We start from the raw sequence: 24,356 nt of genomic DNA, 5'->3' as shown, positions 1-24,356 counted from the left end.
GCCGATTCACGGATGGGGTGGGTCTCGAACGATCGCCGACTGGTAGGAACTACTCAGTTCGGCGATGGCCCGCCGGCCCGAGCCGGGGCGAGAGCTCGCGTGACGATCTCATGCACGGCGGATGGCCCGGGCGAACGTCGGATGGCAGCGCCGATCTCGGCGGCGCGCGCTCGATAGCTCGCATCCTCGAGTGCCGTGCGCACGGCTCGTGCGATCTTCGACGGAGCCGGCCGGTCGGTCCGGAGGTCGATGCCCGCGCCCGACCACGCGACTCGGGCACTGACCTCGGCCTTGTCCTCGGTTCGGCCTGCGACCACGACCGGCACGTCATGCTCGAGGGCGTAGTGCACTCCCCCGTAGCCGCCGTTCGTGACCATGACGTGCGTGAGCGGGAGCAACCGCTCGTACGGGAGGAAGCTCGCTGCCCTGACGTTCGACGGCAGGTCCCGCGGCAGCTCGTCGACCGGGCGCCCGCCCGTCGAGACCACCACGAGCACGTCCTCTCCGGCGAGCGCACGAACGGTCGGTTCGACGAGGGTCCACTCGCTGTTCGCGACGGTGCCCTGCGTCACGTGCACGACCGGGCGCCCCGCCGTGAGCTCGGGCCACCAACTCGGCAGCTCGGACGAGGACGCACGCGCACGCGAGACCGGCCCCACGAAGTGCACGGTGTCGGGCAGCCCGCGTCGCACATACTCGAACTCGGGCACCGTGAACTGCACGAGCAGGTCGGCACCGGCGGGCCAGTCGAGGAAGAACCGGTCGAGCCCTCGGCCGGTCTCAGTGCGCGCGAGCTGATCGGCGTACCGCTGGACGGGCGCGAACACGCCTCGCTCGGCGGTCGCGGTGAGCACCGCATTGCGGAGGCGGCCGATCGGCCCTCGTAGGGGCGTGATGCCGAGGCCGAAGGGGGCCACATCGGGGTGCTTCATCGCCAGCGGCACGATGCCGAGATTGACGACGAGCGGCCGTTCGGCGCGCGGCACCCCGCTGAGGACCGCCGCCGCACCGAACATCGACTCGGCGAGCACCGCGTCCGTCGGCTCGGCGCCGATGGCCGCGCGCAACGCACGCAGCTGCGCCGGGACCGGCTTGAGGAAGATCTCGATCATGTCGTACCGGATGCCCGCGGGTCCTGTGAGACCGCGACGGCCGGGGAAGGCCGCGTCCATGTCGCGGTCGTCGTAGTCCGCCTCGGGCGGCAGGGGCAGGAACTCGGCACCGGTGGCGAGCACGTCATCGCGATAACGCGCTCCGGTCAGGAATCGCACGCGGTCGCCGGCCGCGACCAGCGCCTCGGCGACGGCGAGCAATGGGGTGACGTGGCCGCGAACCGGTGTGGAGGCGATGAGCACGGAGATCATGAGCGGGTCCTCGGGTCAGGTGTCGCACGGGTTAGGATTGGAAACACCACTGAAGTATTCACCACCCTGGCAGGCTGGTCAATAGGGAGTTCGATGGCAGACACGACGACGACCCGCGCGTACCGGTCGGCACTGCGCTCCGAGCAGGCTGCGGCGACGCGCCGGCGCGTGCTCGACGCCGCTGCGGCCAGCTTCGTCGAACGCGGCTACCACGGCAGCTCGCTCGCCGACATCGGCGCGCGAGCCGGCGTCTCGACCGAGACGGTCAAGGCGAACGGCCCGAAACGAGACCTGCTCCTGCGCGCGTTCGAGCAGGCGTTCGCGGGGACCGAAGGCGACGCGCAGATCGCCGACGGCGATGCGGCCGCGGCGCTCGGAGCCATCGCCGGCGCCGACGACTGGCTCGCCGCCGTGGCGGGTTTCGTGGCCGCGGCGAACGCCCGGACGAGCGTGCTCTGGATCGAGTTCCTGAGCGCGGCCAACACCGATGACGCCATCGACCGTGCACTCGGCGACCTGCTGGTGCGCCGACACGCCGATTACCTCAGCGTCGCCGGCCAGCTGATCGAGCGGGGCATCGCCGCGCCCGGTACCGACCCCGAGGCATCCGCGGCCGTCCTGTCCTTCCTGTGGTCGCCCGAAAGCCATCAGCAACTCGTCCTCCAATCGGGCTGGGACCACGACCGCTACGAACGCTGGCTCGCCGACGCCGCCCGCCGCCACCTGGAACGGTAGCGACGGACGGCCGGCGCCCCCCAGCCCGCTGACCCGCGGCCTCGCGTCACCTGAGACGCAGAATCAGGATCGACCCCGAGGTCCTGGTCGCGGTGGCGCCGGTCACGGTGCCCGTCACCCTGACCGAGATCATGCTCAGCCAGTCGGCGGTCACGAGCGTGTAGGTCCGCGCGGTCGCGCCGGCGATCGGGCTGCCGTTGCGCAGCCACTGATACGTGAGCGCGACGCCGGTCGGCGACCACGTGCCCGGGTTCGCGGTCAGCACGCCACCGACCCGAGCCGTACCCGAGATCGTCGGCGTGCCCGGCGTCACGGTCGCCACCACCACGACGCCCGCCGAGGTGGCACTTGCCCCCGTGCCGCCGGCCGGAGCACCCGTGACCCGCACGCTCAGCGTGGCGCCCGCGTCCGCGGCCACCGCCGTGTACGTCCGCGCGGTCGCGCCGGCGATGGCGGTGCCGTTCCGCAGCCACTGGTAGGTGAACGTCAGCCCGGTGGGCGACCACGTGCCCGGGTTCGCCGTGAGCACGCTGCCCACACGCGGCGTCCCGCTGATCGTCGGCGTGCCGGGCGTGACGGTCACCGCGGTGACCGCGACGCCCGACGAGGTCGCGCTCACGCCGGTGCCCCCGGCCGGCGTCCCCGTGACGCGCACACTCACCGTCGTCCCTGCGTCGGCGGCCACCGCCGTGTACGTCTGCGCGGTCGCGCCGGCGATGGCCGTGCCATTGCGCAACCACTGATAGGTGAACCCCAGCCCCGCCGGCGACCAGGTGCCCGGGTTCGCCGTGAGCACACTGCCGACGCGCGGTGTCCCCGTGATCGTCGGCGTGCCCGGCGTCACGGTCACGGGCGCGGCGGTGACCGTGACCCCCGCCGAGGTCGCGCTCGCCGCGGTCGCCCCAGCCGGTGTCCCGGAGACCCGCACGGTCAGCGTCGTGCCGACGTCGGCCGCCACCGGTGCGTACGTCGCGTTGGTGGCGCCCGTGATGGCGGTGCCGTTCCGCAGCCACTGATACGTGTAGGTCGACGGTGCCGGCGTCCAGGTGCCGGGGTTCGCGGTGAGCACCTGGCCGACCTGTGCCGTACCGGTGATGGTCGGCGTGCCCGGCACCGTGGTGGTCGGCGCACCCGACAGGTCGTACAGCTCGTAGTCGTCCGTGACGAGCTGGCCGTTGGAGAACAGGTTCAGGCCGAAGCTGATGCCGTTGTACCCCGCCGGGATCGGCGGCGAGTCCCAGATCGCCTGGGTGTACGCGGCGGCCGGGGCGAACCACGGGCTCGACGTCCAGTACACCCAGCCGCCGACGCCGTTCCGCAGGTACACCGCGAACTGCGTGACCACGGTCGAGGTGTACCAGGTCCGGAGCGAGTACTGATGGCCCTCGGTCACGGTCGGTGCGCACGAGCCGAAGTCCATCGTCATGATGGTCTTCGCGTCGCCGTCGACGTAGTTCGCCATGACGACCTGCTCGGCCACGTTGCCGGTGCGACCGGGCGACACCCGGCTGAAGGTCGGCGCGTTGGTGCCGTATCCGGCGAGCATGAAGCAGTCGGGCACGCCGTTGGTACCGAGCTCCTCGAGGCTGGGGTTCTTGATGCCGTTGACGCCGGGCGCCGGTGCGGGCGGGAAGGTCGTGCCGGTGACCGGCTTCACGGCCCCGCCGAAGACCTGGTGCACCGTCTTGACGGACGTGTTGTGCGTCGCGGGCCGGGCCGCGAGCCACTGCACGAACTGCGTGAACAGCGCCGGACTCACGTTCAGTCCTTCGACGTCGCAGTCGTCGCAGATGTGGTGGAACGTCAGCCCGATCCATCCGCCGCCGGTGTTCTCGGCGTTGATCACCGTGTTCTGCAGGTCGGCAAGCGTCCACGTCGAGTCGACCTGGTCGGGCACACGCAGCTCGAACGGATCGGCCGGCGGTACCGCCTCGGCGAACCCGCATCCGGAGCATCCGAACCGGGTCTCGATGTCGCCCAGGTTCCGCGCGGTGTTGTAACCGCAGTCGACGACCGCCTGCTTGGCCGTCGCGTTCAGGGACGCGTACGGGTAGGCGAAGCTCGTCACCTGGAAGCCCCACGCGGTCAGCGTCGCGCGGCTCTGACAGGCCTGGGCCCTGGCCTCGGTCGGCGTCAGCGTGGCCATGTCGGGGTGCGACACGGAGTGGCCGGCGATCTCGTGCCCCGCCGCGGCGAGCGCCTCGAGGTCGGCGCGGGTCTGGTAGCCCGGCTGGCCGACGAACCCCGTCGTCGCGTAGAACGTGCCGTCGAGGTTGTTCGCGTTCAGGATGCTCGCCGCGGTGTTCTGGTTCGCGTTGGAGTCGTCGAACGTGAGGCTCACGACCGTCGGCGCGCCTTCGAGCGCCGCAGCGGGTGCGGCGGTCGCGAGGAGCGAGGTCGCCAGCACCGCGGCCGTGACCAGGGCGGCCGAGCCGAGCATGGCCCGCCGTCGAGGACTCGTGGGTCGCAGGTCATCTGGCACACGTCGTTGTGAAGTCATGGTGTCCTCGCCGTCGGCCGGGCGGGCGGCGTCGGTGCCACCCGGATCGGGGTGCGTTTGGCGGTCAGTCTGGACCCGGTGCCCGTCGGCCGGCAGGGGCGCGTCGCGGAAATGTGGGAAACCGCACCGGGCCGGCGACGGCGGTCAGATCAGGCCGTGGCGCACGAAGGCGTTCCAGATGCCGTCGTCGAGGACGCCCGTGGTCTCCTCGTCGGCGATCGCCTTGACCGCGGCGGAGGCGTTGCCCATCGCGATGCCCAGCCCGCACCGCTCGAGGATCTGCAGATCGTTGACGCTGTCGCCGATCGCGACCGCGCGCTCGACCGGCACACCGAGATCGGCGAGCACGTCGAACGCGGCCCTGCCCTTGTCGACGCCGAGCGGAGACACCTCGCCGCTCGCCCCGCCGAGATGCGCGATGGTGCCGGTGATCACCGTGAACCGGTCGCCGAGGCGGCGCGCGACGCGCTCGTAGGCGCGCTCGTCCTCGCCGAGGAAGAGCGCCTTCGCGATGGCATCGTCCGGTGCGTCGGCGACGGGCGCGTAGGCGTCGGCGAGCGCGGCGTCGGTGGATGCCTCGGGGATGACGAGTTCCGGAACGCCCTCGGCCGTGTCATCGTCGGGCAGCGCCCCTTCGCGCATGAGGCGGAAGTAGTGCTCGAGCATCCCGGGCGATGCGTACACGCGGTCCGCCGCCTGGAGGTAGTAGTCGAGGCCCTCGTCCTCGAGCACGTCGGTGAGCGCCTCAAGATCGTCGGCGCTCATGGTGTGCGACGCGATGAGCCGGTCGCCGACCTCGGCGAATCCGCCGCCCGCGGTGATCGCGCCGTCGAAGCCGATCTCGGCGACGTGCGGCAGGATCTCGGCGCGCGAGCGACCCGTCGCGAGGTACACGAGATGCCCGGCGGCCCGCGCCCGGCGGACCGCCTCGGGCGTCGAGGGAGCCATCCGCTCGTGCCCGTCGATGATGGTGCCGTCCACGTCCAGGAAGATCACTCGGGTGTGGGGGCGCACTCCCCCAGCCTACCGGCGCCGAGGCGGCCGCCGGCTCACGGGCGCCTCGGCAGACGGTGCTGCGGGCAGCACGCACCATCCAGCACTTGGAAGCGTAAGAAACGTGTTACACACTGCCATCGTCACCAACATCGAGTGGGACCCGGATGCGGGCGCTGCGATCCCCCGATCCGGCAAGTCGCTCCGGCAAGTCGCTCCGGCAAGTCCGATCGCTTCATCGGTTGGAGCACCACACGGAACGAACTGCTGGTTGTCATTCTCGTTAGACATGGCGGCCGTCACCTGCGTGTGGATCGCGCTGCTCCACTGCTCCTCGCCGCAACCATCCGGTTTCGTCGACCGCGCTCGCGGGATATGAGCCTCCGCCGGTATTCTGAAGATATGTCCATTCCCGTCGCAACGCCGGAGACGCTCGCCCTTCGCGGGGTGCTCGATGCACGTCGTGACGAGTTCGAAGCACTGTTGGCGAGGTATGCGGCGACGAATCCGAGGCTCTTCGGATCGATTGCTCGTGGGACGGCACACGAGGGCAGCGACATCGACATCCTCGTCGAGATGGACCCGGCCGATGGGAACCTCCTCATGCGCGCATCCGGCCTCATGGAAGAGACTCGCACGCTCTTCGGTCGGGACGACATCGACATCTTCCCCGTGCAACTGCTCAAGCAACCCATCTCGACATCAGCGCTCGCTGACGCGGTTGCACTGTGAGCCGGAGCGTCGAACAGCGTATCGCTGACAACCTGCGGTCGATCGATCGATGCCAGCGGTATGTCGATGCACTCGACAGCGGTAATCCTGATCTGGTCGACATGGCCGAAGACGCCGTCCCGCCCTTGCGAGTGCAACGGCGATCGCAGGGGCGGTAACCCGCATTCGGAGGCGTCCCAGCTGAGGTGGCCGCTCAGACATGAGAAAAGCCCCGGAGAACCGGGGCTTTCGAGGAGTCATACTGGCTGGGGTACCTGGACTCGAACCAAGAACAACTGAACCAGAATCAGCCGTGTTGCCAATTACACCATACCCCAATGGCCTGAAACAGAGGTCCCGGGCCGACATGTAACTCTAGCCTACGGTCGGGCGCCGTCCAAACCGAGCACGGGCTGGCCGCCGACCCTCGGCGCCCGGCGCCGCCGTCAGATCGTCAGGCGGAACGCGAGCCGGTCGATGCGCGCGAGCGAGTCGATCTTGCCGAGGATCGTCATGGACTCGAACAGCGGCGGCGACACCCGCCGCCCCGAGATCGCGACGCGGACCGGGCCGAACGCGACACGCGGCTTCAGGCCGAGCCCCTCGACGAGCGCGCCGCGCAGCGCCTCCTCGATCTCGATGGTCGCCCACGCCTCCCCCGGCAGACGGTCGAGCGCGTCGCGAGCCGCCACGAGCACCTCCGTGGCGTTCGCCGGGAGCGACGCCAGCGCGTCCTCCTCGAAGTGCAGGTGCGCAGCATCCGTGAACAGGAAGCCGACCATGCCGGGCGCCTCGCCCAGTAGGCCGATGCGCTCCTGCACGAGGGGCGCCACCTCGACGAGGGTCGCCTCTTCAGCGGGCGAGATGGGCAGCTCGACGATGCCCTCGCGCTGCAGGTACGGCACGGTCCGTGCCGCGAACTCCGACACCGGCAGCAGCCGGATGTGATCTCCGTTGATCGCCTCGGCCTTCTTCAGGTCGAAGCGGGCCGGGTTCGGGTTCACGTCGGCGACGTCAAACGCGGCGACGAGCTCGTCGCGGCTGAACACGTCGCGGTCGGCCGAGAAGCCCCAGCCGAGCAGGGCGAGATAATTCACCAGGCCCTCAGGGATGAAGCCGCGGTCGCGATGGTGGAACAGGTTCGACTCGGGGTCGCGCTTGGAGAGCTTCTTGTTGCCCTCCCCCATGACGTAGGGCAGATGGCCGAAGCGCGGCACGAACGTCGTCACGCCGATGTCGATCAGCGCGTGGTACAGCGCGATCTGCCGCGGCGTCGACGACAGCAGATCTTCGCCGCGCAGCACGTGGGTGATGCCCATGATGGCGTCGTCGACCGGGTTCACGAGCGTGTACAGCGGGGCGCCGTTGGGCCGCACGACCACGAAGTCGATCGTGGACCCCGCCGCGAACGCGATGGGTCCGCGCACGAGGTCGTCGAAGCCGAGGTCCACATCGGGCACCCGTAGCCGCAACGCCGGCTCGCGCCCCTCCGCACGGAACGCCGCGCGCTGCTCGTCGGTGAGATCGCGATCGAAGTTGTCGTACCCGAGCTGCTTCGGCCGGCCGGCGGCCTCATTGCGCGCGTCGATCTCCTCCGCGGTCGAGAAGCTCTCGTACACGTGCCCGGAGGCCTTCAGCCGCGCGATCACGTCGGCGTAGATGTCGCTCCGCTGCGACTGCCGGTACGGCGCGTGCGGACCGCCGATGCCGATGCCCTCGTCCCAGTCGAGCCCGAGCCACGTGAGCGCGTCGAGGATCATCTCGTAGCTCTCTTCGCTGTCGCGCGCCGCGTCGGTGTCTTCGATGCGGAAGACGAACGTGCCGCCCGTGTGCCGGGCGTACGCCCAGTTGAACAGCGCGGTGCGCACGAGACCGACATGCGGCGTGCCGGTCGGCGAGGGGCAGAAACGCACGCGGACGTCGCTGCCGGTGGCGGTGGTCGTGGGGTGGGCCGTGTCAGACATCGTCACCAATCGTAGCCACGGATGCCTCGGCCCCCGCGTGCACCATTGCGAACCTGTCCCGCTCGGCGGAGACTGACCGCATGCTCGACGTCGACGGAGCCCAGCCCATCGCGGGATACGGCGCGGCCGCAGGGCGCGGGTACCTCGCCGCGTGCACCATGGGCCTGCCGGCCGCCGCGACGGTCGCCGCCCTCCGCGCCGACCTCGACCGCTGGCGCCTCGGCACCGCGACCGCGGCCCGGTACACCGAGGTCGCCGAGCGATCGCGCGCACACGCGGCGACCCTGCTCGGCACGAGCTCCGACCGCATCGCGCTCGGCTCGCAGGTGTCCGTGTTCGTGGCGCTCGTGGCCGCGTCCGCGGCACCGGGCGATGAGGTCGTGTGCGTCGACGGGGACTTCAGCTCGCTGGTCTCGCCCTTCCTCGTGCGCGGCGACCTGCGGGTCCGGCACGTGCCGCTCGCCGCGCTCGCCGACGAGATCGCCGCCGACACGGCGATCGTCGCCTATTCGCTCGTGCAGTCCGCGACGGGCGAGGTCGCCGACGAGGCATCCATCTCGCGCGCCGCGCGCGATGCCGGCGCCTTCCTGCTCGTGGACACCACGCAGGCGACCGGTTGGCTGCCGACCCGTCACCTCGACGCCGACCTCACGGTGTGCCACACCTACAAATGGCTCTCGGCCCCGCGGGGTGCGGCCTTCGCGGCCCACTCGGATCGCGCGCTCGCCGAGCTCACGCCGCTCGCCGCAGGCTGGTACTCCGGCGCCGACCCGTGGACGAGCTGCTACGGCCCGTCGCTGCACCTCGCCGACGACGCGTCGCGGTTCGACGTCTCCCCCGCGTGGCAGGCATGGGTCGGCGCCGAAACCGCACTCGGCGTCGCCGCATCGCTCGACGAGACGGCCGTGCTCGAACACGACCTCGCGCTGGCGAACGCGTTCCGAGCACGGCTCGGGCTCGAGGCATCCGACAGCGCGATCGTGACGTGGCCGGATGCCGAGGGCGACGACCTGCGTGCACTCACCGCGGCGGGCGTCGTCGCGTCCGGCCGCGCGGGGCGCGCCCGGGTGGCCTTCCACGTCTGGAACGACGACGAGGACGTCGAGCTCGCCGCGCAGGCGCTCGGTCGGGCGGCGCCGAGCTGACCGTACGAGCGGCCGGGCTCAGCGCACCGGGTTCGACAGCGTCCCGAGCCCAGACACGGTGACCTCGACGGTGTCCCCGGCGACGATCGGGCCGACGCCGGCGGGCGTGCCGGTCAGGATCACGTCGCCCGGCAGCAGCGTGAACACGCTCGACGCGTACGCGATGATGGCGGGCACCGAGTGCACCATGTCGGCGAGCCGGCCCTCCTGCTTGCGCTCGCCGTTGACGCTGGTCTCGATCGTGCCGTGCTCGAAGTCCACCTCGGTGTCGATGACCGGGCCGAGCGGGCAGAACGTGTCGAAGCCCTTCGCACGCGTCCACTGCCCGTCGCTTCGCTGCAGGTCGCGTGCGGTCACGTCGTTGCCGATCGTGTAGCCGAAGATCACGTCTTCCGCGTCGGCCTCCGCCACGTTCTTCGCGATGCGGCCGATGATCACGGCCAGTTCGCCTTCGAACTCGACCCGCTCGCTCTGCGGCGGGGACACGATCGCGTCGCCCGGGCCGATGACCGCCGTGTTCGGCTTCAGGAACAGCAGCGGTTCGGCGGGCGCCTCGTTGCCGAACTCGGCGGCGTGCTCGCGATAGTTGCGGCCGACCGCCACGACCTTCGAACGCGGGATCACCGGCGCGAGCAGCTTCACCTCGGCGAGCGGCACCCGCTCGCCGGTCGGCTCGAACCCGGCGAACATGGGGTCGGCCTTCAGCACGACCAGCTCGTGCTCCTCCTCGTCGACGATGCCGAACGAGATGGACTCATCGTGACTGAACCGCGCGATCTTCATACCGGCCAGCCTATCGAGGCACTGTCCGTTCCCGGGTGACTGAGCACGTGCCCGCATCCGTGCGATTCGCGAGTGCTAGTATTCTGGCATGATCACCGCTCACCGTCGTCAGCTGACCATGTCCACCGCCCTCCTCGGCGCAGCCCTCCTGCTCGGCTCCACCGCCGCGCCGGCGGCGGCGGAGCCCGCCGACGCGACCGACGACGTGAGCATCCAGGCGATCTCAGGTCAGCTGCTCGGCCAGCTCGGCAACACGGGCCAGTCGGCGAACGTGCTCTTCAGCTACACCTGCCCCACCGGTACGGTCGCCTACGTGACCGCCGACGTGACGCAGACGTCCACGACCGTCGAAGGTCAGGGCGGCGAGTGGGTCAACTGCACGGGCGCACCCGCGCAACGACGCGTGACCGTCACACCGACCGGCACGAAGGCCTTCTCGGTGCTGAAGAAGGACCGGGGCATGGCGGTGAGCCTGCTCATCACCGGACTCACCGAGCCGGTCCACACCGACCTGACGTTCACCTGGCCCTGAGCGCAGGCCCGGCCTCCAATTAGGCGTCGAGGCGGAGCATCCAGCCGTGCCGGTCCTCGACGCGGCCGTACTGGATGCCCGTGAGCTCCTCACGCAGCGACAGCGCGAGCTGCTCGGCCTCGTCTCCGACGTGCGCGATCTCGAAGTCCTCGGCGAGCAGGCGCCCGATCGGCACCACGACCGCGGCCGTGCCGCACGCGAACGCACCGACGATGTCGCCCGACGCCGCGCCCTCGCGCCACTCGTCGATCGTGATCTTGCGCTGCTCGACCTCGTGGCCGCGGTCCGCCGCGAGGCGCAGGATCGAGTCGCGCGTGATGCCCTCGAGGATCGTGTCCGACTCGGGCGTGAGCAGCGTGCCGTCCTTCTTCACGAGGACGACGTTCATGCCGCCGAGCTCCTCGAGGTACTTCCCCTCGTCGAGGAACATGACCTGCTGGCAGCCCTTCTCGTACGCCTCGGCCTGGGGCAGCAGGCTCGACGCGTAGTTCCCGCCGGTCTTCGCCGCCCCCGTGCCGCCCTTGCCCGCACGCGCGTACCGCGTCGACAGCCAGATGTTCACCGGCTGCACGCCGCCATTGCCGCTGAAATACGCGCCCGCCGGGCTCGCGATGAGGTAGTAGGCGACCTTCTGCGCGGGGCGCACCCCGAGGAACGCCTCCTTCGCGAACATGAACGGCCGGAGGTACAGGCTCGTCTCGGGGGCCGTCGGCACCCAGTCGCCATCGACCGCGACGAGCTGCTTCAGCGAGTCGATGAAGTGCTCGACGGGCAGCTCGGGCAGCGCCATACGGTGGGCCGAACGCTGGAGGCGGGCGGCGTTCTCGTACGGCCGGAAGGTCCAGATCGAGCCGTCGGCGTGACGGTACGCCTTCAGGCCCTCGAAGATCTCCTGCGCGTAATGCAGCACGGCGGCCGCCGGATCGAGCTGGATCGGGCCGTACGGCGAGACACGCGGCCGGTGCCAGCCGCCCTTCTGCGACCAGCACAGGTCGACCATGTGGTCGGTGAAGTGGTTGCCGAAGCCCGGGTCCGCGAGGATCGCGTCGCGCTCGGCGTCGCTCTTCGCCTCGGCGTTGCGGGCGACGTTCCAGATGAGTCCGGCGGCTGAGGGGGCCTGGAGGCGGAGGTCGGTGGTCATGGCGTCTTCTTTCGGATGCGTCTGATGCGAGGTGTGCGCTGGGCTACGAGTGTGCGGGCTGCAGTGCGGCCTGGATGCGGGTGGCGATCGCGTCGCCGACCTCGATCGTGCTGCGGCGCTGGTCGCCGCGTTCGGCGAGGTCGGCGGTCACGGCCTGCTCCACGCGGGTCGCGGCATCCGCTTCGCCGAGGTGGCGGAGCAGCAGCGCGACCGACAGGATCGCGGCCGTGGGGTCGGCGATGCCCTTCCCGGCGATGTCGGGAGCCGAACCGTGCACCGGCTCGAACATGCTCGGGAACCTGCCGTCGGGGTTGATATTGCCCGAGGCGGCGAGGCCGATGCCGCCGCTGATCGCGCCGGCCAGATCGGTCAGGATGTCGCCGAAGAGGTTGTCCGTGACGATGACGTCGAATCTACCAGGATCCGTGACGAGGAAGATCGTCGCCGCGTCGACGTGCAGGTAGTCGACCGCGACGCCCGGGTACTCGGCGGCGACCGCGTCGACCGTGCGCTTCCAGAGCGAGCCGGAGAAGACCAGCACGTTCGTCTTGTGCACGAGCGTGAGCCTGTTACGGCGCGCCGCCGCCTGCTCGAACGCGTAGCGCACCACGCGCTCGACGCCGTACGCGGTGTTCACCGACACCTCGTTGGCAATCTCGTGCGGCGTGCCGACACGAATCGCTCCGCCGTTGCCGACGTACGGGCCCTCGGTGCCCTCGCGGACGACGACGAAGTCGACCTCCCCGGGCTCGGCCAGCGGGCTCACGACGTTGGGATGGAGCACGGTCGGGCGAAGGTTCACATAGTGGTCGAGCTCGAACCGCAGCTTCAGCAGCAGGCCGCGTTCGATGTTCGCGCCCGCGAGCCGCGGGTCACCGGGCGCGCCGCCGACCGCGCCGAGCAAGATGGCGTCGTGACCGGCGATCGCGGCCAGGTCGTCGTCGGTGAGCACGTCGCCCGTCTCGAGGTAGCGACCGGCACCGAGCGAGAACCGGGTCTGTTCGAACGCGAGGTCGGTGCCTGCGATGGCGGCGTCGAGCACCTTGAGCGCTTCGCCGACGACCTCCGGACCGATCCCGTCACCGGGGATGACCGCGAGTTTGAGCGTCGTTACCATGCGTGTCCCTTCGTGCGCCAGCCCTCCCAGCGTAGTGCGTGGCCTGGCTAACCTGAGGCCGCTGCCCGCGCTTCGGCGCCGGTGCCAGTAGCGGCGCGGCATCCGCCCGTGCCCGGGAAGGAAGGGCCTGATGAGCCTCGGACTCGGAATCGTCCTCTTCGCGATCGGCGCGATCCTCGCGTTCGCCGTGAACGTCACCGTCGACTGGATCGACGTGACGACCGTCGGCTACATCCTGATGGGTGCCGGAGCCCTCGTGATCATCCTCGGCATCGTGCTCATCGCGCGTCGCCGGAACACGGTCTCGACATCGCGCACGTCGGTCGACCCGGCGACCGGCGAGCGCGTGCGCCGCGACGAGACGAGCACGCCGGACGGCCCCGCGGCCTACTGATCCGCGCGCTTCGCGCCTCTGCCGAGCGTCGTCGCCGCGACCACGGCGGCGGTGAGCATGAGCGCGACGCCGATGAACGAGGTCACGACGACCCCGCTGTCGAACGCGTGCGCGGCGGATGCCTCGAGCGCGACGCGTGCGGCGTCGGGAAGCTCCGACGCGGTGGTGAACGCACCGGCGAGCGTCTCGCGGGCGGCGTCGGCCTGCGCGGCGGTCAGCCCGGTCGGGAGATCGAGCGTCGCCCGGTAGTACGCGGTCAGGATCGAGCCCATGACCGCGGTGCCGAGCACCGCGCCCAGCTCGTAGGCGGTCTCGGAGACCGCCGACGCGGCGCCCGCTTTCGCGGCGGGGGCATTGCTGAGGATGAGCTCGTTCGAGACCGTCTCCGCAGCCCCGATACCGATGCCGAGCATGACGAAGGCGAGCACCACCGGTGCGAGCTGACCGGAATCGGCCGTGAGCGCGATGACGACATAGGCCCCGGCCGAGAGTGTGAGCCCGACGGGCACGACGACCCGCGCCGCGACGCGTTTGGCGATCGGCACCACGAGCAGCCCGGCCGCGATCATCGCGACCAGACCCGGCGTGAGCGCGAGACCGGCCTGCACGGGGCTGAGCCCCGCGATCAGCTGCAGGTGCTGCGAGACGAAGTACAGGAAGCCGACGAGCGAGATGACGCTCATCAGGTTCACGAGAACGGCACCGCCGAACGCACCGCGGCGGAACAGGCGCACGTCGAGCATGGGCTTCGGGCGACGGAGCTGCCGGCGTACGAAGAGCCAGCCGAACACGAGGCCCACGAGGATCATCGGGATGCCGTACCCGCCCGGCCCATCCGTCGCGATCGCCTTGATGCCGAACACGACCGGGATCATCGCGGCGAGCGAGAGGGCGATGCTCAACAGATCGATCGGACCGGGTGCGGGGTCGCGGCTTTCACGGACGAGGAGCGGGAGCAGCACGACGAGCGGCAGCAGCACGGGCACCGCGAGCAGGAAGACCGACCCCCACGCGAAGTGCTCGAGCAGCACGCCACCCACGATGGGGCCGAGCGCGCTGCCCGCCGCGAACCCGGTCGCCCAGATCGCGATGGCGAGACGGCGCTGCTCGCGGTCGGTGAACACCGATCGCAGCAGTGACAGCGTCGACGGCATGAGCATGGCACCGAAGAACCCGAGCGCGGCGCGGGCGATGATCAGGGCCTCGGCCGTCGGCGCGAACGCGGCGGCGACCGACACGATTCCGAAGCCGAGCGATCCGATGAGCAGCAGACGACGGCGACCGAAGCGGTCGCCGAGCGAGCCCATCGCGACGAGCAGGCCGGCGAGCACGAGCGGGTAGGCGTCGATGATCCAGAGCTGCTGGGCGGCAGTGGGCGCGAGGTCGCGGGCGATCTCGGGGAGCGCGAAGCTCAGCACCGTGTTGTCGACCGAGACGAGGAGCACGGGGAGCATGAGTACGGCGAGCGCGACCCACGCCCGGCGGGGTGCGCGAGGGCCGTCGGAGGCGAGGGACGCCGTGTCGGTGCGGGCGATCGAGGTCGACGAGGTGTCGGTGTGCATGAGTGTGGGTCCAGTTTCTATACCGTCTGGCTGGTATAGTAACAGAGAACCACCCGACGGATGCATCGAGAATGGACCCATGAGCCGACCTCCTGCCGCTCGCGAGGCGGTACTCGACGCGTTCGAGCGACTGATCGTCGCCGACGGCGAACGGGCCGCCACCCTCGACGCGACCGCGAAGGCCGCAGGCGTGTCGAAGGGCGGGCTGCTGTACCACTTCGGGTCACGGCACGCGCTGATCGCCGGACTCACCGACCGCATCCGGCAGCTCATCGACGACGACGTCGCGCGGATCGACGCCGCCCCAGACGGCGCCGTCTCGTACTTCATCCGCTCGTCGACGGATGTCGCGACGCCGCTCGACCGCACGTTCGTGGCCATGGTGCGCCTCGCGCAGGGCGGCGATCGAGATGCGGCGGACGCGCTCGAAGAGGTGCGCCGGCGGTGGATCGAGGTGCTCTCGCACCACGTCGCCGACCCGACGGTCGCGCTCGCGGTCACCCTCATCGGCGATGGGCTGTACTACCACGCGGCCCTCCGCGCCGAGGCGGACTCGCCCGATGCCAGCACCATCGACGACGACGCGATGAACCGCCTCGTCGCCCTGCTCCAACGCCTCGCACGAGAACGCCCCGCCGACGGCCGGGCCGCGGGCGGGGCATCCGACCACCCGTCCTAGGACTCGGTGATGTCGATCTCGACCATGACCTCGGCGTCGGTCGCAGCGCGTACCCGCTCGAGCACGTCGGCCGGAACCGGCGAGTCGACCGTGAGCACGCTCAGCGCCTGCCCGCCGGCCTCGCGCCGGGCGATCTGCATACCCGCGATGTTGATGCCCGCGTCACCGAACTCGCTGCCGTAGACCGCGACGATGCCGGGGCGGTCGGTGTACAGCATGACGATGTGATGGCTCGCGATCGGCACCTCGATCTCGTACCCGTCGATGCCGACGAGCTTCTCGATCTGCTTCGGGCCGGTGAGCGTGCCGGACACCGACACCTGGCGGCCGTCGCCCTGCGCACCCTTGAGCGTGATCACATTGCGGTACTCGGGCGACTCGGCGTCGGTGATGAGGCGCACCTCGATGCCACGCTGCTCGGCGAGCAACGGCGCGTTCACGTAGGACACCGACTCGCTGACGACGTTCGTGAAGACGCCCTTCAGCGCGGCGAGCTTGAGGACGCTCACGTCGTAGTCGTTCAGCTCGCCGTGCACCTCGATGTCGAGGCTCGTGAGCGGGCCGTCGACCAGACCGGAGAAGAGCTGGCCGAGCTTCTCGACGAGCGAGATACCGGGGCGCACGTACGGGTCGATGACGCCGCCCGCCACGTTCACCGCGTCAGGCACGAGCTCGCCGGCGAGCGCGAGCCGCACCGACTTCGCCACCGAGACGCCGGCCTTCTCCTGCGCCTCGTCGGTCGAGGCCCCGAGATGCGGGGTGACGACGACGTTCGGCAGGCCGAGCAGCGGCGACTCCTTCGGCGGCTCCGAGACGAACACGTCGAGACCCGCACCGGCGATCGTGCCGTTCACGAGCGCGTCGTGCAGCGCGGCCTCGTCGATGAGCCCGCCGCGGGCGACGTTCACCACGAACGCCGTCGGCTTCATCTTGGCGAGCTGCTCGGTGCCGATCATGCCCGTCGTCTCGGGCGTCTTCGGCATGTGGATGGTGATGAAATCGCTGCGCTCGAGCAGCTCGTCGAGCGACACGGTCTGCACGCCGAGCTGCTGCGCCCGCGCCGCCGTGATGTACGGGTCGTACGCGATGACCTCGACGCCGAACGCCTGTAGGCGGGCGGCGATGAGCGCGCCGATGCGGCCGAGGCCGATGATGCCGACGGTCTTCTCGTAGAGCTCGGTGCCGGTGTACGCCGACCGCTTCCACTCCCCCTGCGCGAGGGCCGAGTGCGCCGCCGGGATGTGCCGCGCGAGGCTCAGGATGTGCCCGACCGTGAGCTCGGCAGCCGAGATGATGTTCGAGGTCGGCGCGTTCACGACCATGACGCCCGCGGTCGTCGCGGCCTTGATGTCGACGTTGTCGAGGCCGACGCCCGCACGTGCGATGACCTGCAGCTTCGGTGCCGCAGCGATCGCCTCGGCGTCGACCTTGGTCGCCGAGCGCACGAGGATCGCGTTCGCGTCGGCGAGCGCCGAGAGCAGCGCCGGACGGTCGGTGCCGTCGACCGAGCGGATCTCGAAGTCGGGCCCGAGGGCGTCGACGGTGGCGGGCGAGAGTTCTTCGGCGATCAGCACGACCGGCTTTGACACAGACGATTCCTTCGAGTGACGTGCGCGGGCCCCGCGCGAGTTGGGGAGAGGAACGGCGCCACAGCCGTCGGGGCGCTCGGCACTCACTCTACTTGAGCGCGCATGCCGCGCTCGTTCGTGTGACGCACCCGCGGCTCAGGCCGGGACGGCGATGGCCCCCGAGACGCCGAGCAGCACCGTGAAGGTCGAGAACAGCGCGCCTGAGACGGCGAGTCCGGTGAGATAGGCCAGCATGGCGATCGGGATGCTCCGTCCGCGGCCGATCGCGAACGCCGCCGCGAACAGGGCGAGCGGGGCCAGCATGGCGACGACCATGATGACCCAGCCGATCACCTCGAACGTGAGCCCGAGGCTGAGGATCTGCACGAGACTCTCGACGACCTCCCACACGTCGTAGGCGTAGAACAGGCCGAAGAGCACCGCGAGGGCGACCTGCAGCCACAGCGGCTGGACCGCGCGCGGAGCGCGCTCGCCGGCCGGAACGGCGGGGCCGGATGCGGATGCGGGCTCGGCGGTCATGCGGTCACCCCCAGCACGAACGGGAGCGGGACAAGCACGATCGCGCCCACGATGAGCCAGAGCAGGCGTCGCGGCGGCCGGGAGACCACGGCGTACGCGAGCCCGAACCAGAGGGCGGGCGCGAGCACGGCCAGCCAGAGGCCGAGCGTGTACATCGCGTCCGCGACGAGACTCGTGCCAGGTGCGTCCGTACGCACCGCCGTGAGCAGCCAGCCGACGGTGTAGAGCAGGTACACCCCGGCGAGCACGCCGAGGATGAGCAGCTCCGCCGAGCTCGTCTGGCGTCGCACCGCCTCCCCGTCGGCGTCGCCGGTCGCCTCGGCCGAGGCATCCGTCGCCCCTGAGCTCGCCGTCGTGACTGAGGCATCCGGTTGGCCTGCGTCAGCCGCATCCGTCACGGGCGCCGCGTTGCCGACCCGCTTCCAGCCCGGCGCGAGCGTCGGATCGTCGTCGCCCTCCCAGCTCAGCGCCTCGTCGTCGTTCTCGCGGGTCATCCCCCCAGCCTAGTGAGCGCGCTGCCGGCGGATGTCGCCCGAGGGCGATGGCGGGCACCCCGCGGACGGAGCAGACTCGGGGTATGACGAGCGACCTCGGCGAACTGGTGCGGCTTCACATCTATTCGACACTCGCCGCGACCGGCCTGATGCCGAGCGTGCGCGATCTCGCGACGCGAACGGGCGTCTCGAGCGAGGCGGTCGACGCGGCGCTCGACGAGCTCGCGGCGGCGCGCCATCTCGTGCTCGACGCCGACCGCGGCGTGGTGCTCGCGCACCCGTTCGCGACGCGGAACTTCGCGTTCTCGGTCATGGGCGAACACACACTGTGGTGGGGCGGATGTGCGTGGGATGCGTTCGCCATCCCCAACCTGGTGCCCGCGGAGCCAGCGGCGCTGGTCGCGACGACCTGCCCGGCCTGCGGCACGGCGCACTCGTGGACCGTGACCCGCGAGGGCCCTCCCGACGGAACCCAGGTCGCGCACTTCCTCGTGCCCATGGCGCGGGTGTGGGACGACGTGGTGCACGCCTGCGAGCACCAGCGCATCTTCTGCGACGACGCATGCGTCGCACGCTGGCTCTCGGACACGGGGAACGAGCGCGGCGCCGTCTTCGACCTCACGACGCTCTGGCGGCTCGCCGCGAATTGGTACGCCGGCCGCCTCGATTCGCCGTACCGGCGACGCGAGCCTGCGGAAGCCGCGGCGTACTTCGAACACGCCGGACTCGTCGGGACCTTCTGGGGCAACGCCCCCTGAGCCGCGCCCGTGCCCGTGCCCGTGCCCGGGCCTGTGCCCGTGCCCGTGCCCGTGCCCGTGCCCGTGCCCGTGCCCGTGCCCGTGCTCAGGAAGATCCCGCCGCGCGGCGGCGTGTCGCGGGCGGACACGCCGCAACACCGTCCGCGATTCCTGAGCAAGCGAGGTGTGGCGGGGCCGGAGACGGCAACGGCCCGGAGACGGCAACGGCCCGTCCCGGAGAATCCGGGACGGGCCGTTGAGAGTCGCGTTTAGCGCGCGACCTCGCCGTCGACGTAGTCGTCGTCTTCCGACGCGTTCCAGGCGAAGAGCTTGCGGAGCTCGCGGCCGGTGGCCTCGATGGGGTGCTGCTCGCCCTTCTTGCGGAGCTCGAGGAACTCCTTCTGACCGTTGTCCTGGTCGTTGATGAACCGCTCGGCGAACGCACCCGACTGGACGTCGGCGAGCACGGCCTGCATGTTCTCCTTGACGCGCGGGTCGATGACGCGCGGGCCCGAGACGTAGTCGCCGTACTCGGCGGTGTCGGAGACCGACCAGCGCTGCTTGGCGATGCCGCCCTCCCACATCAGGTCCACGATGAGCTTGAGCTCGTGCAGCACCTCGAAGTACGCGACCTGCGGCTGGTAGCCGGCCTCGGTCAGGGTCTCGAAGCCGTACTGGATCAGCTGCGAGACACCGCCGCAGAGGACCGCCTGCTCACCGAACAGGTCGGTCTCGGTCTCCTCGGTGAAGGTCGTCTTGATGCCGCCGGCGCGGAGGCCGCCGATCGCCTTCGCGTACGACAGCGTGAGCGGCCAGGCGTTGCCCGACGCATCCTTCTCGACCGCGACGATCACGGGGACGCCGCGACCCGCCTCGAACTCGCGGCGCACCGTGTGGCCCGGGCCCTTCGGGGCGACCATGACGACGTCGACGCCCTCGGGCGCCTCGATGTAGCCGAACCGGATGTTGAAGCCGTGACCGAACACGAGGGCCTTGCCCTCGGCGAGGTTGTCCTTGATGGACTCGGCGAAGATGTGGCGCTGGTACTGGTCGGGCGCGAGGATGACGATGACGTCCGCCCAGGCGGCGGCGTCCGCGACGTTCTTCACGTCGAAACCGGCCTCGGTCGCCTTCTGGATCGACTTCGAGCCGTCCTTCAGCCCGACGACGACCTCGACGCCCGAGTCGCGGAGGTTCTGCGCGTGCGCGTGGCCCTGCGAGCCGTAACCGATGACGGCGACCTTCTTGCTCTGGATGAGCGCGAGGTCGGCGTCGTTGTCGTAGTAGATCTCAGCCATTGCGGTTCTTTCTCCTTTGATGGTTCGGTCTGGTCAGCTGCGGAAGACGCGCTCGGAAATGGACTTGCCGCCGCGGCCGATCGCGAGAAGACCCGACTGGGCGATCTCTTTGATGCCATAGGGCTCGAGCACTTTGAGCAGCGCCTGGGTCTTGCCGGAGTCGCCCGTCACCTCGATGACGAGTGCGTCGGTCGCCACGTCGACGACCCGCGCGCGGAAGAGGTTCACGGCTTCGAGGACCTGCGATCGGGTCGCGTTGTCGACCCGGACCTTGATGAGCAGATGTTCGCGCTGCACCGACTGCGCCGGCTCGAGCTCGACGATCTTGATCACGTTCACGAGCTTGTTCAGCTGCTTCGTGACCTGCTCGAGCGGGAGGTCCTCGACGTCGACCACGACCGTGATGCGGGACAGGCCCTGGATCTCGGTGTGGCCGACCGCGAGGGATTCGATGTTGAAGCCGCGGCGGGCGAACAGCCCGGCGACCCGGGTGAGCAGGCCGGGCTTGTCCTCGACGAGGAGCGAGAGCACGTGGGTCGACATGGTCAGTCCTCCTCGCTGAAGGCCGGCGAGTGGTCGCGGGCGTACTGCACGTAACTGTTCGACACGCCCTGCGGCACCATCGGCCACACCATGGCATCGGCCGAGACGACGAAATCGATCACGACCGGGCGGTCGTTGGTCTCCAGCGCGAGCTTGATCGCGGCGTCGACCTCCTCTTCCTTCGTCACCCGGATGCCGAGTGCGCCGTACGCCTCGGCGAGCTTCACGAAGTCGGGGACCCGCACGGTGTCGTGGCCGGTGTTCAGGTCGGTGTTCGAGTAGCGGCCGTCGTAGAACAGGGTCTGCCACTGCCGGACCATGCCGAGGGAGGAGTTGTTGATGACCGCGACCTTGATCGGGATGTCGTTCAGGGTGCAGGTCGCGAGCTCCTGGTTCGTCATCTGGAAGCAGCCGTCACCGTCGATCGCCCAGACCACACGGTCGGGCTGCGCGACCTTCGCGCCCATCGCCGCGGGAACGGCGTAGCCCATCGTGCCGGCACCGCCCGAGTTCAGCCACGAGTTCGGCCGCTCGTACTTGATGAACTGGGCCGACCACATCTGGTGCTGGCCGACGCCCGCCGCGTAGACGCCCTCGGGCCCGGTGAGCTCGCCGATGCGCTGGATCACATACTGCGGCGCGAGGTGCCCGTCAGAGGTCGGCGAGTACCCGAGCGGGAACTCCTCGCGGAGTCCGTCGAGCGTCGCCCACCACTCGTCGAGGTCGGGGGTCTGGTCGCCGATGGCGTCGCGGTAGGCCGCGGAGAGGTCGACCAGCACGTCTTTCAGGTCACCGACGATCGGCACGTCCGCGGTGCGGATCTTCGAGATCTCGGCCGGGTCGATGTCGACGTGCACGACCTTCGCGTCGGGCGCGAAGAGCGCCGCCTTGCCCGTCACCCGGTCGTCGAACCTGGCTCCGAGCGCCACCAGCAGGTCGGCCTCCTGCAGTGCGAGCACCGCCGGCACCGTGCCGTGCATGCCCGGCATGCCGAGATGCTGCTGGTGCGAGTCGGGGAACGCGCCCCGTGCCATGAGCGTCGTCACCACGGGGGTGTTCGTCGCCTCGGCGAACGCGAGCAGTTCTTCCGAGGCGTTCGCACGCACGATGCCGCCGCCGACGTAGAGCACCGGCCGCTTCGCCTCGGCGATGAGCTGGGCCGCGGCCTGCACCTGCTTGCCGTGCGCCTTCGTGATGGGCCGGTACCCCGGGAGGTCGATCTTCGGCGGCCACTGGAAGGGGAACGTCGCCTGCTGGGCGTCCTTCGTGATGTCGACGAGCACCGGGCCGGGACGGCCGGTGGTCGCGATGTGCACCGCAGCCGCGATCGTCGCCGGGATCTCCTCGGCGCTCTTGACCAGGAAGGAGTGCTTCGTGATGGGCATCGTGATGCCGACGATGTCGGCCTCTTGGAACGCGTCGGTGCCCATCAGGTTGGAGAAGACCTGACCGGTGATGGCGAGGAGCGGGACCGAGTCCATGTGCGCGTCGGCGATCGCCGTGACGAGATTCGTCGCGCCGGGCCCGCTGGTCGCGATCGCGACGCCGAGCTTGCCCGACGCCGATGCATAGCCCTCGGCCGCGTGGCCGGCACCCTGCTCATGGCGGACGAGGATGTGCCGGAGCTTGCGGCTGTCGAGGAGCGGGTCGTATACGGGCAGGATGGCGCCGCCCGGAAGACCGAAGACATCGGTGATGCCGAGATTCTCGAGCGAGCGGACGACCGCCTGGGCGCCGGTGAGTTCTTCGGGCGCGCTGGAGGGCGGGCTCGGGGGCGTCGGCACGGGACTGGATTCCGTGGACATTCGTATCCTTCTGCTGGACGGTGAGTGAGCGGGTGGGGCGCAGCACTCAGCCCGTCGTCGCGCCTTCGGCAGCGGAGCGCACGAGCTTGGAGTACTTCGCGAGGACGCCTCGGGTGTAGCGCGGAGGAAGCGGCGCCCAGCCTTCGCGGCGGGCGGCCAGCTCGGCTTCGTCGACCAGTAGGTCGATGGAACGAGCCGCGATATCGACCCGAATCAGATCACCATCGCGCACGAAGGCGATCGGACCTGCGTCCACCGCCTCGGGTGCCAGATGGCCGATGCACAGGCCGGTTGTGCCGCCTGAGAATCGACCGTCCGTCAAGAGTAGTACATCTTTTCCGAGCCCGGCGCCCTTGATGGCGGCCGTGATCGCCAGCATCTCGCGCATGCCGGGCCCGCCCTTCGGGCCCTCGTACCGGATCACGATCACGTCGCCGTGTGAGATCTCGCCGTTCGTGAGGGCGTCCATCGCCGCGCGCTCGCGCTCGAACACGCGGGCCGGGCCCTCGAACACGGCGGCGTCGAACCCGGCGGTCTTCACGACCGCGCCTTCGGGAGCGAGCGAGCCGTGCAGGATTGTGATGCCGCCGGTCTCGTGGATCGGGTCGTCGAGCGTGTGCAGCACCTCGCCGTCGAGCGCGGGCAGGTCGAGCTCGGCGAGGTTCTCAGCCATGGTCTTGCCGGTGACGGTGAGCACGTCGCCGTGCAGCAGGCCGGCCTCGAGCAGCGCCTTCATGAGCACGGGCACGCCGCCGCGACGGTCCACGTCGTTCATGACGTACTTGCCGAACGGCTTCAGGTCGCCGATGTGCGGCACCTTCGCGCCGATCCGGTTGAAGTCGTCGAGGGTGAGATCGACGTCGGCCTCACGGGCGATGGCGAGCAGGTGCAGCACGATGTTCGTCGAGCCGCCGAGCGCCATGCCCACCGCGATGGCGTTCTCGAATGCCTTCTTGGTGAGGATCTGGCGCGCGGTAATGCCCTGCTTCAGCAGGTTGACCACGGCCTCGCCCGAGCGGTGCGCGTAGTAGTCGCGGCGGCGGTCGGCCGACGCCGGCGAGGCCGAACCGGGCAGCGAGAGGCCGAGCGCCTCGGCGACCGAGGCCATCGTGTTGGCGGTGTACATGCCGCCGCACGCGCCCTCGCCCGGCGCGAAGGCGCACTCGATGCGCTTGGCGTCGGCCTCGCTCATCTTGCCGGCCTTGACCGCGCCGACCGCTTCGAACGAGTCGATGATCGTGATGTCCTTCTCGGTGCCGTCGGAGAGTCGCACCCAGCCCGGCGCGATGGAGCCGGCATAGAGGAACACGCTCGCGAGGTCGAGCCGGGCCGCGGCCATCAGCATCCCGGGGATCGACTTGTCGCAGCCCGCGAGGAGGACCGACCCGTCGAGCCGCTCGGCCTCCATGACCACCTCGACCGAGTCGGCGATGACCTCACGCGACACGAGCGAGAAGTGCATGCCCTCGTGGCCCATGGAGATGCCGTCGGAGACGGACACGGTGCCGAACTGCAGCGGGTAGCCGCCGCCGCCGTGCACGCCTTCCTTCGCGGCCTGCGCGAGGCGGCCGAGTGAGAGGTTGCAGGGCGTGATCTCGTTCCAGGAGCTCGCGATGCCGATCTGCGGCTTGTCCCAGTCGGCATCTCCCATGCCGACGGCACGCAGCATTCCACGGCTCGTCGTGGCTTCGATGCCATCGGTGACGACGCGACTACGGGGCTTGTGATCGAACTCGGTGGGCATAAGGACG

General features: G+C 70.1%; 22 protein-coding genes and 1 tRNA gene. 7 read left to right on the top strand and 16 right to left on the bottom strand.

Features of this window, described 5'->3' with window-relative positions:
• Nucleotides 1-53: 53 nt before the first annotated feature.
• Nucleotides 54-1,364: a nucleotide disphospho-sugar-binding domain-containing protein gene (locus QU602_RS06675; protein WP_308799466.1), complete on the bottom strand. Its 1,311-nt coding sequence runs from the start codon at nt 1,362-1,364 to the stop codon at nt 54-56.
• Nucleotides 1,365-1,457: 93 nt separating this feature from the next.
• Between QU602_RS06675 and QU602_RS06670 the strand changes: the two genes are divergently transcribed.
• Complete coding sequence (locus QU602_RS06670) at nt 1,458-2,099, top strand: TetR/AcrR family transcriptional regulator (protein WP_308799465.1); 642 nt, start codon at nt 1,458-1,460, stop codon at nt 2,097-2,099.
• A gap of 46 nt (nt 2,100-2,145) precedes the next feature.
• Here QU602_RS06670 and QU602_RS06665 read toward each other — a convergent pair whose 3' ends face one another.
• Together QU602_RS06665 and QU602_RS06660 are read right to left on the bottom strand one after the other, a co-directional pair.
• Entirely contained in the window at nt 2,146-4,539 is a 2,394-nt protein-coding gene (locus QU602_RS06665) for a polysaccharide deacetylase family protein (RefSeq protein ID WP_308799464.1), read from the bottom strand.
• A gap of 204 nt (nt 4,540-4,743) precedes the next feature.
• Nucleotides 4,744-5,613 (bottom strand): HAD family hydrolase, encoded by an 870-nt coding sequence (locus QU602_RS06660; protein WP_308799462.1) that lies wholly within the window; start codon nt 5,611-5,613, stop codon nt 4,744-4,746.
• A gap of 381 nt (nt 5,614-5,994) precedes the next feature.
• Here QU602_RS06660 and QU602_RS06655 point away from each other — a divergent pair, with 381 nt between their 5' ends.
• Nucleotides 5,995-6,324: a nucleotidyltransferase family protein gene (locus tag QU602_RS06655; protein ID WP_308799461.1), complete on the top strand. Its 330-nt coding sequence runs from the start codon at nt 5,995-5,997 to the stop codon at nt 6,322-6,324.
• A gap of 242 nt (nt 6,325-6,566) precedes the next feature.
• On the opposite strand, the gene QU602_RS06650 is transcribed toward QU602_RS06655, so the two are convergent.
• Nucleotides 6,567-6,641: transfer RNA gene (locus QU602_RS06650), tRNA-Gln, on the bottom strand.
• 108 nt (nt 6,642-6,749) lie between these two features.
• Nucleotides 6,750-8,267, bottom strand: a complete 1,518-nt coding sequence (gene gltX / locus QU602_RS06645; RefSeq protein WP_308799459.1) for a glutamate--tRNA ligase — start codon at nt 8,265-8,267, stop codon at nt 6,750-6,752.
• An 80-nt stretch (nt 8,268-8,347) separates the two neighbouring features.
• Between gltX and QU602_RS06640 the strand changes: the two genes are divergently transcribed.
• A complete protein-coding gene (locus QU602_RS06640; RefSeq protein WP_308799458.1) occupies nt 8,348-9,412 on the top strand; it encodes an aminotransferase class V-fold PLP-dependent enzyme in 1,065 nt (354 codons plus the stop codon).
• Nucleotides 9,413-9,430: 18 nt separating this feature from the next.
• On the opposite strand, the gene QU602_RS06635 is transcribed toward QU602_RS06640, so the two are convergent.
• On the bottom strand, nt 9,431-10,195 hold the full coding sequence (locus tag QU602_RS06635; RefSeq protein ID WP_308799457.1) for a fumarylacetoacetate hydrolase family protein: 765 nt from the start codon (nt 10,193-10,195) through the stop codon (nt 9,431-9,433).
• An 88-nt stretch (nt 10,196-10,283) separates the two neighbouring features.
• On the opposite strand from QU602_RS06635, the gene QU602_RS06630 reads away from it, so the two are divergent.
• Nucleotides 10,284-10,727, top strand: coding sequence for a hypothetical protein (locus QU602_RS06630; RefSeq protein ID WP_308799456.1), 444 nt, complete (start codon nt 10,284-10,286; stop codon nt 10,725-10,727).
• 19 nt (nt 10,728-10,746) lie between these two features.
• Here QU602_RS06630 and QU602_RS06625 read toward each other — a convergent pair whose 3' ends face one another.
• On the bottom strand, nt 10,747-11,868 hold the full coding sequence (locus tag QU602_RS06625) for a branched-chain amino acid aminotransferase (RefSeq protein WP_308799455.1): 1,122 nt from the start codon (nt 11,866-11,868) through the stop codon (nt 10,747-10,749).
• Nucleotides 11,869-11,911: 43 nt separating this feature from the next.
• Entirely contained in the window at nt 11,912-12,985 is a 1,074-nt protein-coding gene (locus tag QU602_RS06620) for a 3-isopropylmalate dehydrogenase (protein WP_308799454.1), read from the bottom strand.
• Nucleotides 12,986-13,115: 130 nt separating this feature from the next.
• On the opposite strand from QU602_RS06620, the gene QU602_RS06615 reads away from it, so the two are divergent.
• Nucleotides 13,116-13,379 (top strand): DUF6458 family protein, encoded by a 264-nt coding sequence (locus tag QU602_RS06615; protein ID WP_308799452.1) that lies wholly within the window; start codon nt 13,116-13,118, stop codon nt 13,377-13,379.
• Here QU602_RS06615 and QU602_RS06610 read toward each other — a convergent pair.
• The gene (locus tag QU602_RS06610; RefSeq protein ID WP_308799451.1) at nt 13,373-14,941 is read right to left on the bottom strand and encodes an MFS transporter; all 1,569 of its coding nucleotides are present in this window, start codon (nt 14,939-14,941) and stop codon (nt 13,373-13,375) included. The two genes, QU602_RS06615 and QU602_RS06610, sit on opposite strands and share 7 nt — an antisense overlap.
• Nucleotides 14,942-15,020: 79 nt before the next feature.
• Here QU602_RS06610 and QU602_RS06605 point away from each other — a divergent pair, with 79 nt between their 5' ends.
• Entirely contained in the window at nt 15,021-15,620 is a 600-nt protein-coding gene (locus QU602_RS06605) for a TetR/AcrR family transcriptional regulator (protein ID WP_308799450.1), read from the top strand.
• On the opposite strand, the gene serA is transcribed toward QU602_RS06605, so the two are convergent.
• From serA to QU602_RS06590, 3 genes are all read right to left on the bottom strand, one after another.
• The gene (gene serA, locus QU602_RS06600; RefSeq protein ID WP_308799449.1) at nt 15,617-17,209 is read right to left on the bottom strand and encodes a phosphoglycerate dehydrogenase; all 1,593 of its coding nucleotides are present in this window, start codon (nt 17,207-17,209) and stop codon (nt 15,617-15,619) included. The genes QU602_RS06605 and serA overlap by 4 nt on opposite strands.
• Nucleotides 17,210-17,344: 135 nt before the next feature.
• Nucleotides 17,345-17,728: a hypothetical protein gene (locus QU602_RS06595; protein WP_308799448.1), complete on the bottom strand. Its 384-nt coding sequence runs from the start codon at nt 17,726-17,728 to the stop codon at nt 17,345-17,347.
• The gene (locus QU602_RS06590) at nt 17,725-18,222 is read right to left on the bottom strand and encodes a DNA polymerase III subunit gamma/tau (protein WP_308799447.1); all 498 of its coding nucleotides are present in this window, start codon (nt 18,220-18,222) and stop codon (nt 17,725-17,727) included. Before QU602_RS06590 ends, QU602_RS06595 begins: the two co-directional genes overlap by 4 nt.
• A gap of 83 nt (nt 18,223-18,305) precedes the next feature.
• On the opposite strand from QU602_RS06590, the gene merB reads away from it, so the two are divergent.
• Nucleotides 18,306-18,980: an organomercurial lyase gene (merB, locus tag QU602_RS06585; protein ID WP_308799445.1), complete on the top strand. Its 675-nt coding sequence runs from the start codon at nt 18,306-18,308 to the stop codon at nt 18,978-18,980.
• A 248-nt stretch (nt 18,981-19,228) separates the two neighbouring features.
• On the opposite strand, the gene ilvC is transcribed toward merB, so the two are convergent.
• Genes ilvC through ilvD form a run of 4 tightly spaced genes read right to left on the bottom strand, consistent with a single transcriptional unit; the run spans nt 19,229 to nt 24,349 of the window.
• Nucleotides 19,229-20,257 carry a ketol-acid reductoisomerase gene (ilvC, locus tag QU602_RS06580; RefSeq protein WP_308799444.1) on the bottom strand — a complete coding sequence of 343 codons (1,029 nt, stop codon included), beginning with the start codon at nt 20,255-20,257 and terminating at the stop codon, nt 19,229-19,231.
• 33 nt (nt 20,258-20,290) lie between these two features.
• Entirely contained in the window at nt 20,291-20,800 is a 510-nt protein-coding gene (gene ilvN, locus QU602_RS06575; RefSeq protein ID WP_308799443.1) for an acetolactate synthase small subunit, read from the bottom strand.
• 2 nt (nt 20,801-20,802) lie between these two features.
• Nucleotides 20,803-22,605 (bottom strand): acetolactate synthase large subunit, encoded by a 1,803-nt coding sequence (locus tag QU602_RS06570; protein WP_308799442.1) that lies wholly within the window; start codon nt 22,603-22,605, stop codon nt 20,803-20,805.
• Between the two features lie 46 nt (nt 22,606-22,651).
• On the bottom strand, nt 22,652-24,349 hold the full coding sequence (ilvD, locus tag QU602_RS06565) for a dihydroxy-acid dehydratase (RefSeq protein WP_308800104.1): 1,698 nt from the start codon (nt 24,347-24,349) through the stop codon (nt 22,652-22,654).
• Nucleotides 24,350-24,356 lie beyond the last annotated feature (7 nt).

The sequence above is a fragment of the Agromyces protaetiae genome (assembly GCF_030866785.1).
Taxonomy (GTDB): domain Bacteria; phylum Actinomycetota; class Actinomycetes; order Actinomycetales; family Microbacteriaceae; genus Agromyces; species Agromyces silvae.
The sequence above is the reverse complement of the archived record's forward strand: the minus strand, read 5'-3'. Positions and strand labels throughout refer to the sequence as shown.

Excerpts from the sequence above, each read along its gene's own strand:
- gltX (WP_308799459.1), bottom strand. The coding sequence starts at position 8,267 with ATGTCTGACACGGCCCACCCCACGACCACCGCCACCGGCAGCGACGTC.
- QU602_RS06625 (WP_308799455.1), bottom strand. The coding sequence starts at position 11,868 with ATGACCACCGACCTCCGCCTCCAGGCCCCCTCAGCCGCCGGACTCATC.
- QU602_RS06595 (WP_308799448.1), bottom strand. The coding sequence starts at position 17,728 with ATGACCGCCGAGCCCGCATCCGCATCCGGCCCCGCCGTTCCGGCCGGC.
- QU602_RS06615 (WP_308799452.1), top strand. The coding sequence starts at position 13,116 with ATGAGCCTCGGACTCGGAATCGTCCTCTTCGCGATCGGCGCGATCCTC.
- merB (WP_308799445.1), top strand. The coding sequence starts at position 18,306 with ATGACGAGCGACCTCGGCGAACTGGTGCGGCTTCACATCTATTCGACA.
- ilvD (WP_308800104.1), bottom strand. The coding sequence starts at position 24,349 with ATGCCCACCGAGTTCGATCACAAGCCCCGTAGTCGCGTCGTCACCGAT.
- QU602_RS06665 (WP_308799464.1), bottom strand. The coding sequence starts at position 4,539 with ATGCTCGGCTCGGCCGCCCTGGTCACGGCCGCGGTGCTGGCGACCTCG.
- QU602_RS06570 (WP_308799442.1), bottom strand. The coding sequence starts at position 22,605 with ATGTCCACGGAATCCAGTCCCGTGCCGACGCCCCCGAGCCCGCCCTCC.
- QU602_RS06670 (WP_308799465.1), top strand. The coding sequence starts at position 1,458 with ATGGCAGACACGACGACGACCCGCGCGTACCGGTCGGCACTGCGCTCC.
- ilvN (WP_308799443.1), bottom strand. The coding sequence starts at position 20,800 with ATGTCGACCCACGTGCTCTCGCTCCTCGTCGAGGACAAGCCCGGCCTG.
- QU602_RS06635 (WP_308799457.1), bottom strand. The coding sequence starts at position 10,195 with ATGAAGATCGCGCGGTTCAGTCACGATGAGTCCATCTCGTTCGGCATC.
- QU602_RS06640 (WP_308799458.1), top strand. The coding sequence starts at position 8,348 with ATGCTCGACGTCGACGGAGCCCAGCCCATCGCGGGATACGGCGCGGCC.
- QU602_RS06655 (WP_308799461.1), top strand. The coding sequence starts at position 5,995 with ATGTCCATTCCCGTCGCAACGCCGGAGACGCTCGCCCTTCGCGGGGTG.
- ilvC (WP_308799444.1), bottom strand. The coding sequence starts at position 20,257 with ATGGCTGAGATCTACTACGACAACGACGCCGACCTCGCGCTCATCCAG.
- QU602_RS06605 (WP_308799450.1), top strand. The coding sequence starts at position 15,021 with ATGAGCCGACCTCCTGCCGCTCGCGAGGCGGTACTCGACGCGTTCGAG.
- QU602_RS06675 (WP_308799466.1), bottom strand. The coding sequence starts at position 1,364 with ATGATCTCCGTGCTCATCGCCTCCACACCGGTTCGCGGCCACGTCACC.
- QU602_RS06630 (WP_308799456.1), top strand. The coding sequence starts at position 10,284 with ATGATCACCGCTCACCGTCGTCAGCTGACCATGTCCACCGCCCTCCTC.
- QU602_RS06620 (WP_308799454.1), bottom strand. The coding sequence starts at position 12,985 with ATGGTAACGACGCTCAAACTCGCGGTCATCCCCGGTGACGGGATCGGT.
- QU602_RS06610 (WP_308799451.1), bottom strand. The coding sequence starts at position 14,941 with ATGCACACCGACACCTCGTCGACCTCGATCGCCCGCACCGACACGGCG.
- QU602_RS06590 (WP_308799447.1), bottom strand. The coding sequence starts at position 18,222 with ATGACCCGCGAGAACGACGACGAGGCGCTGAGCTGGGAGGGCGACGAC.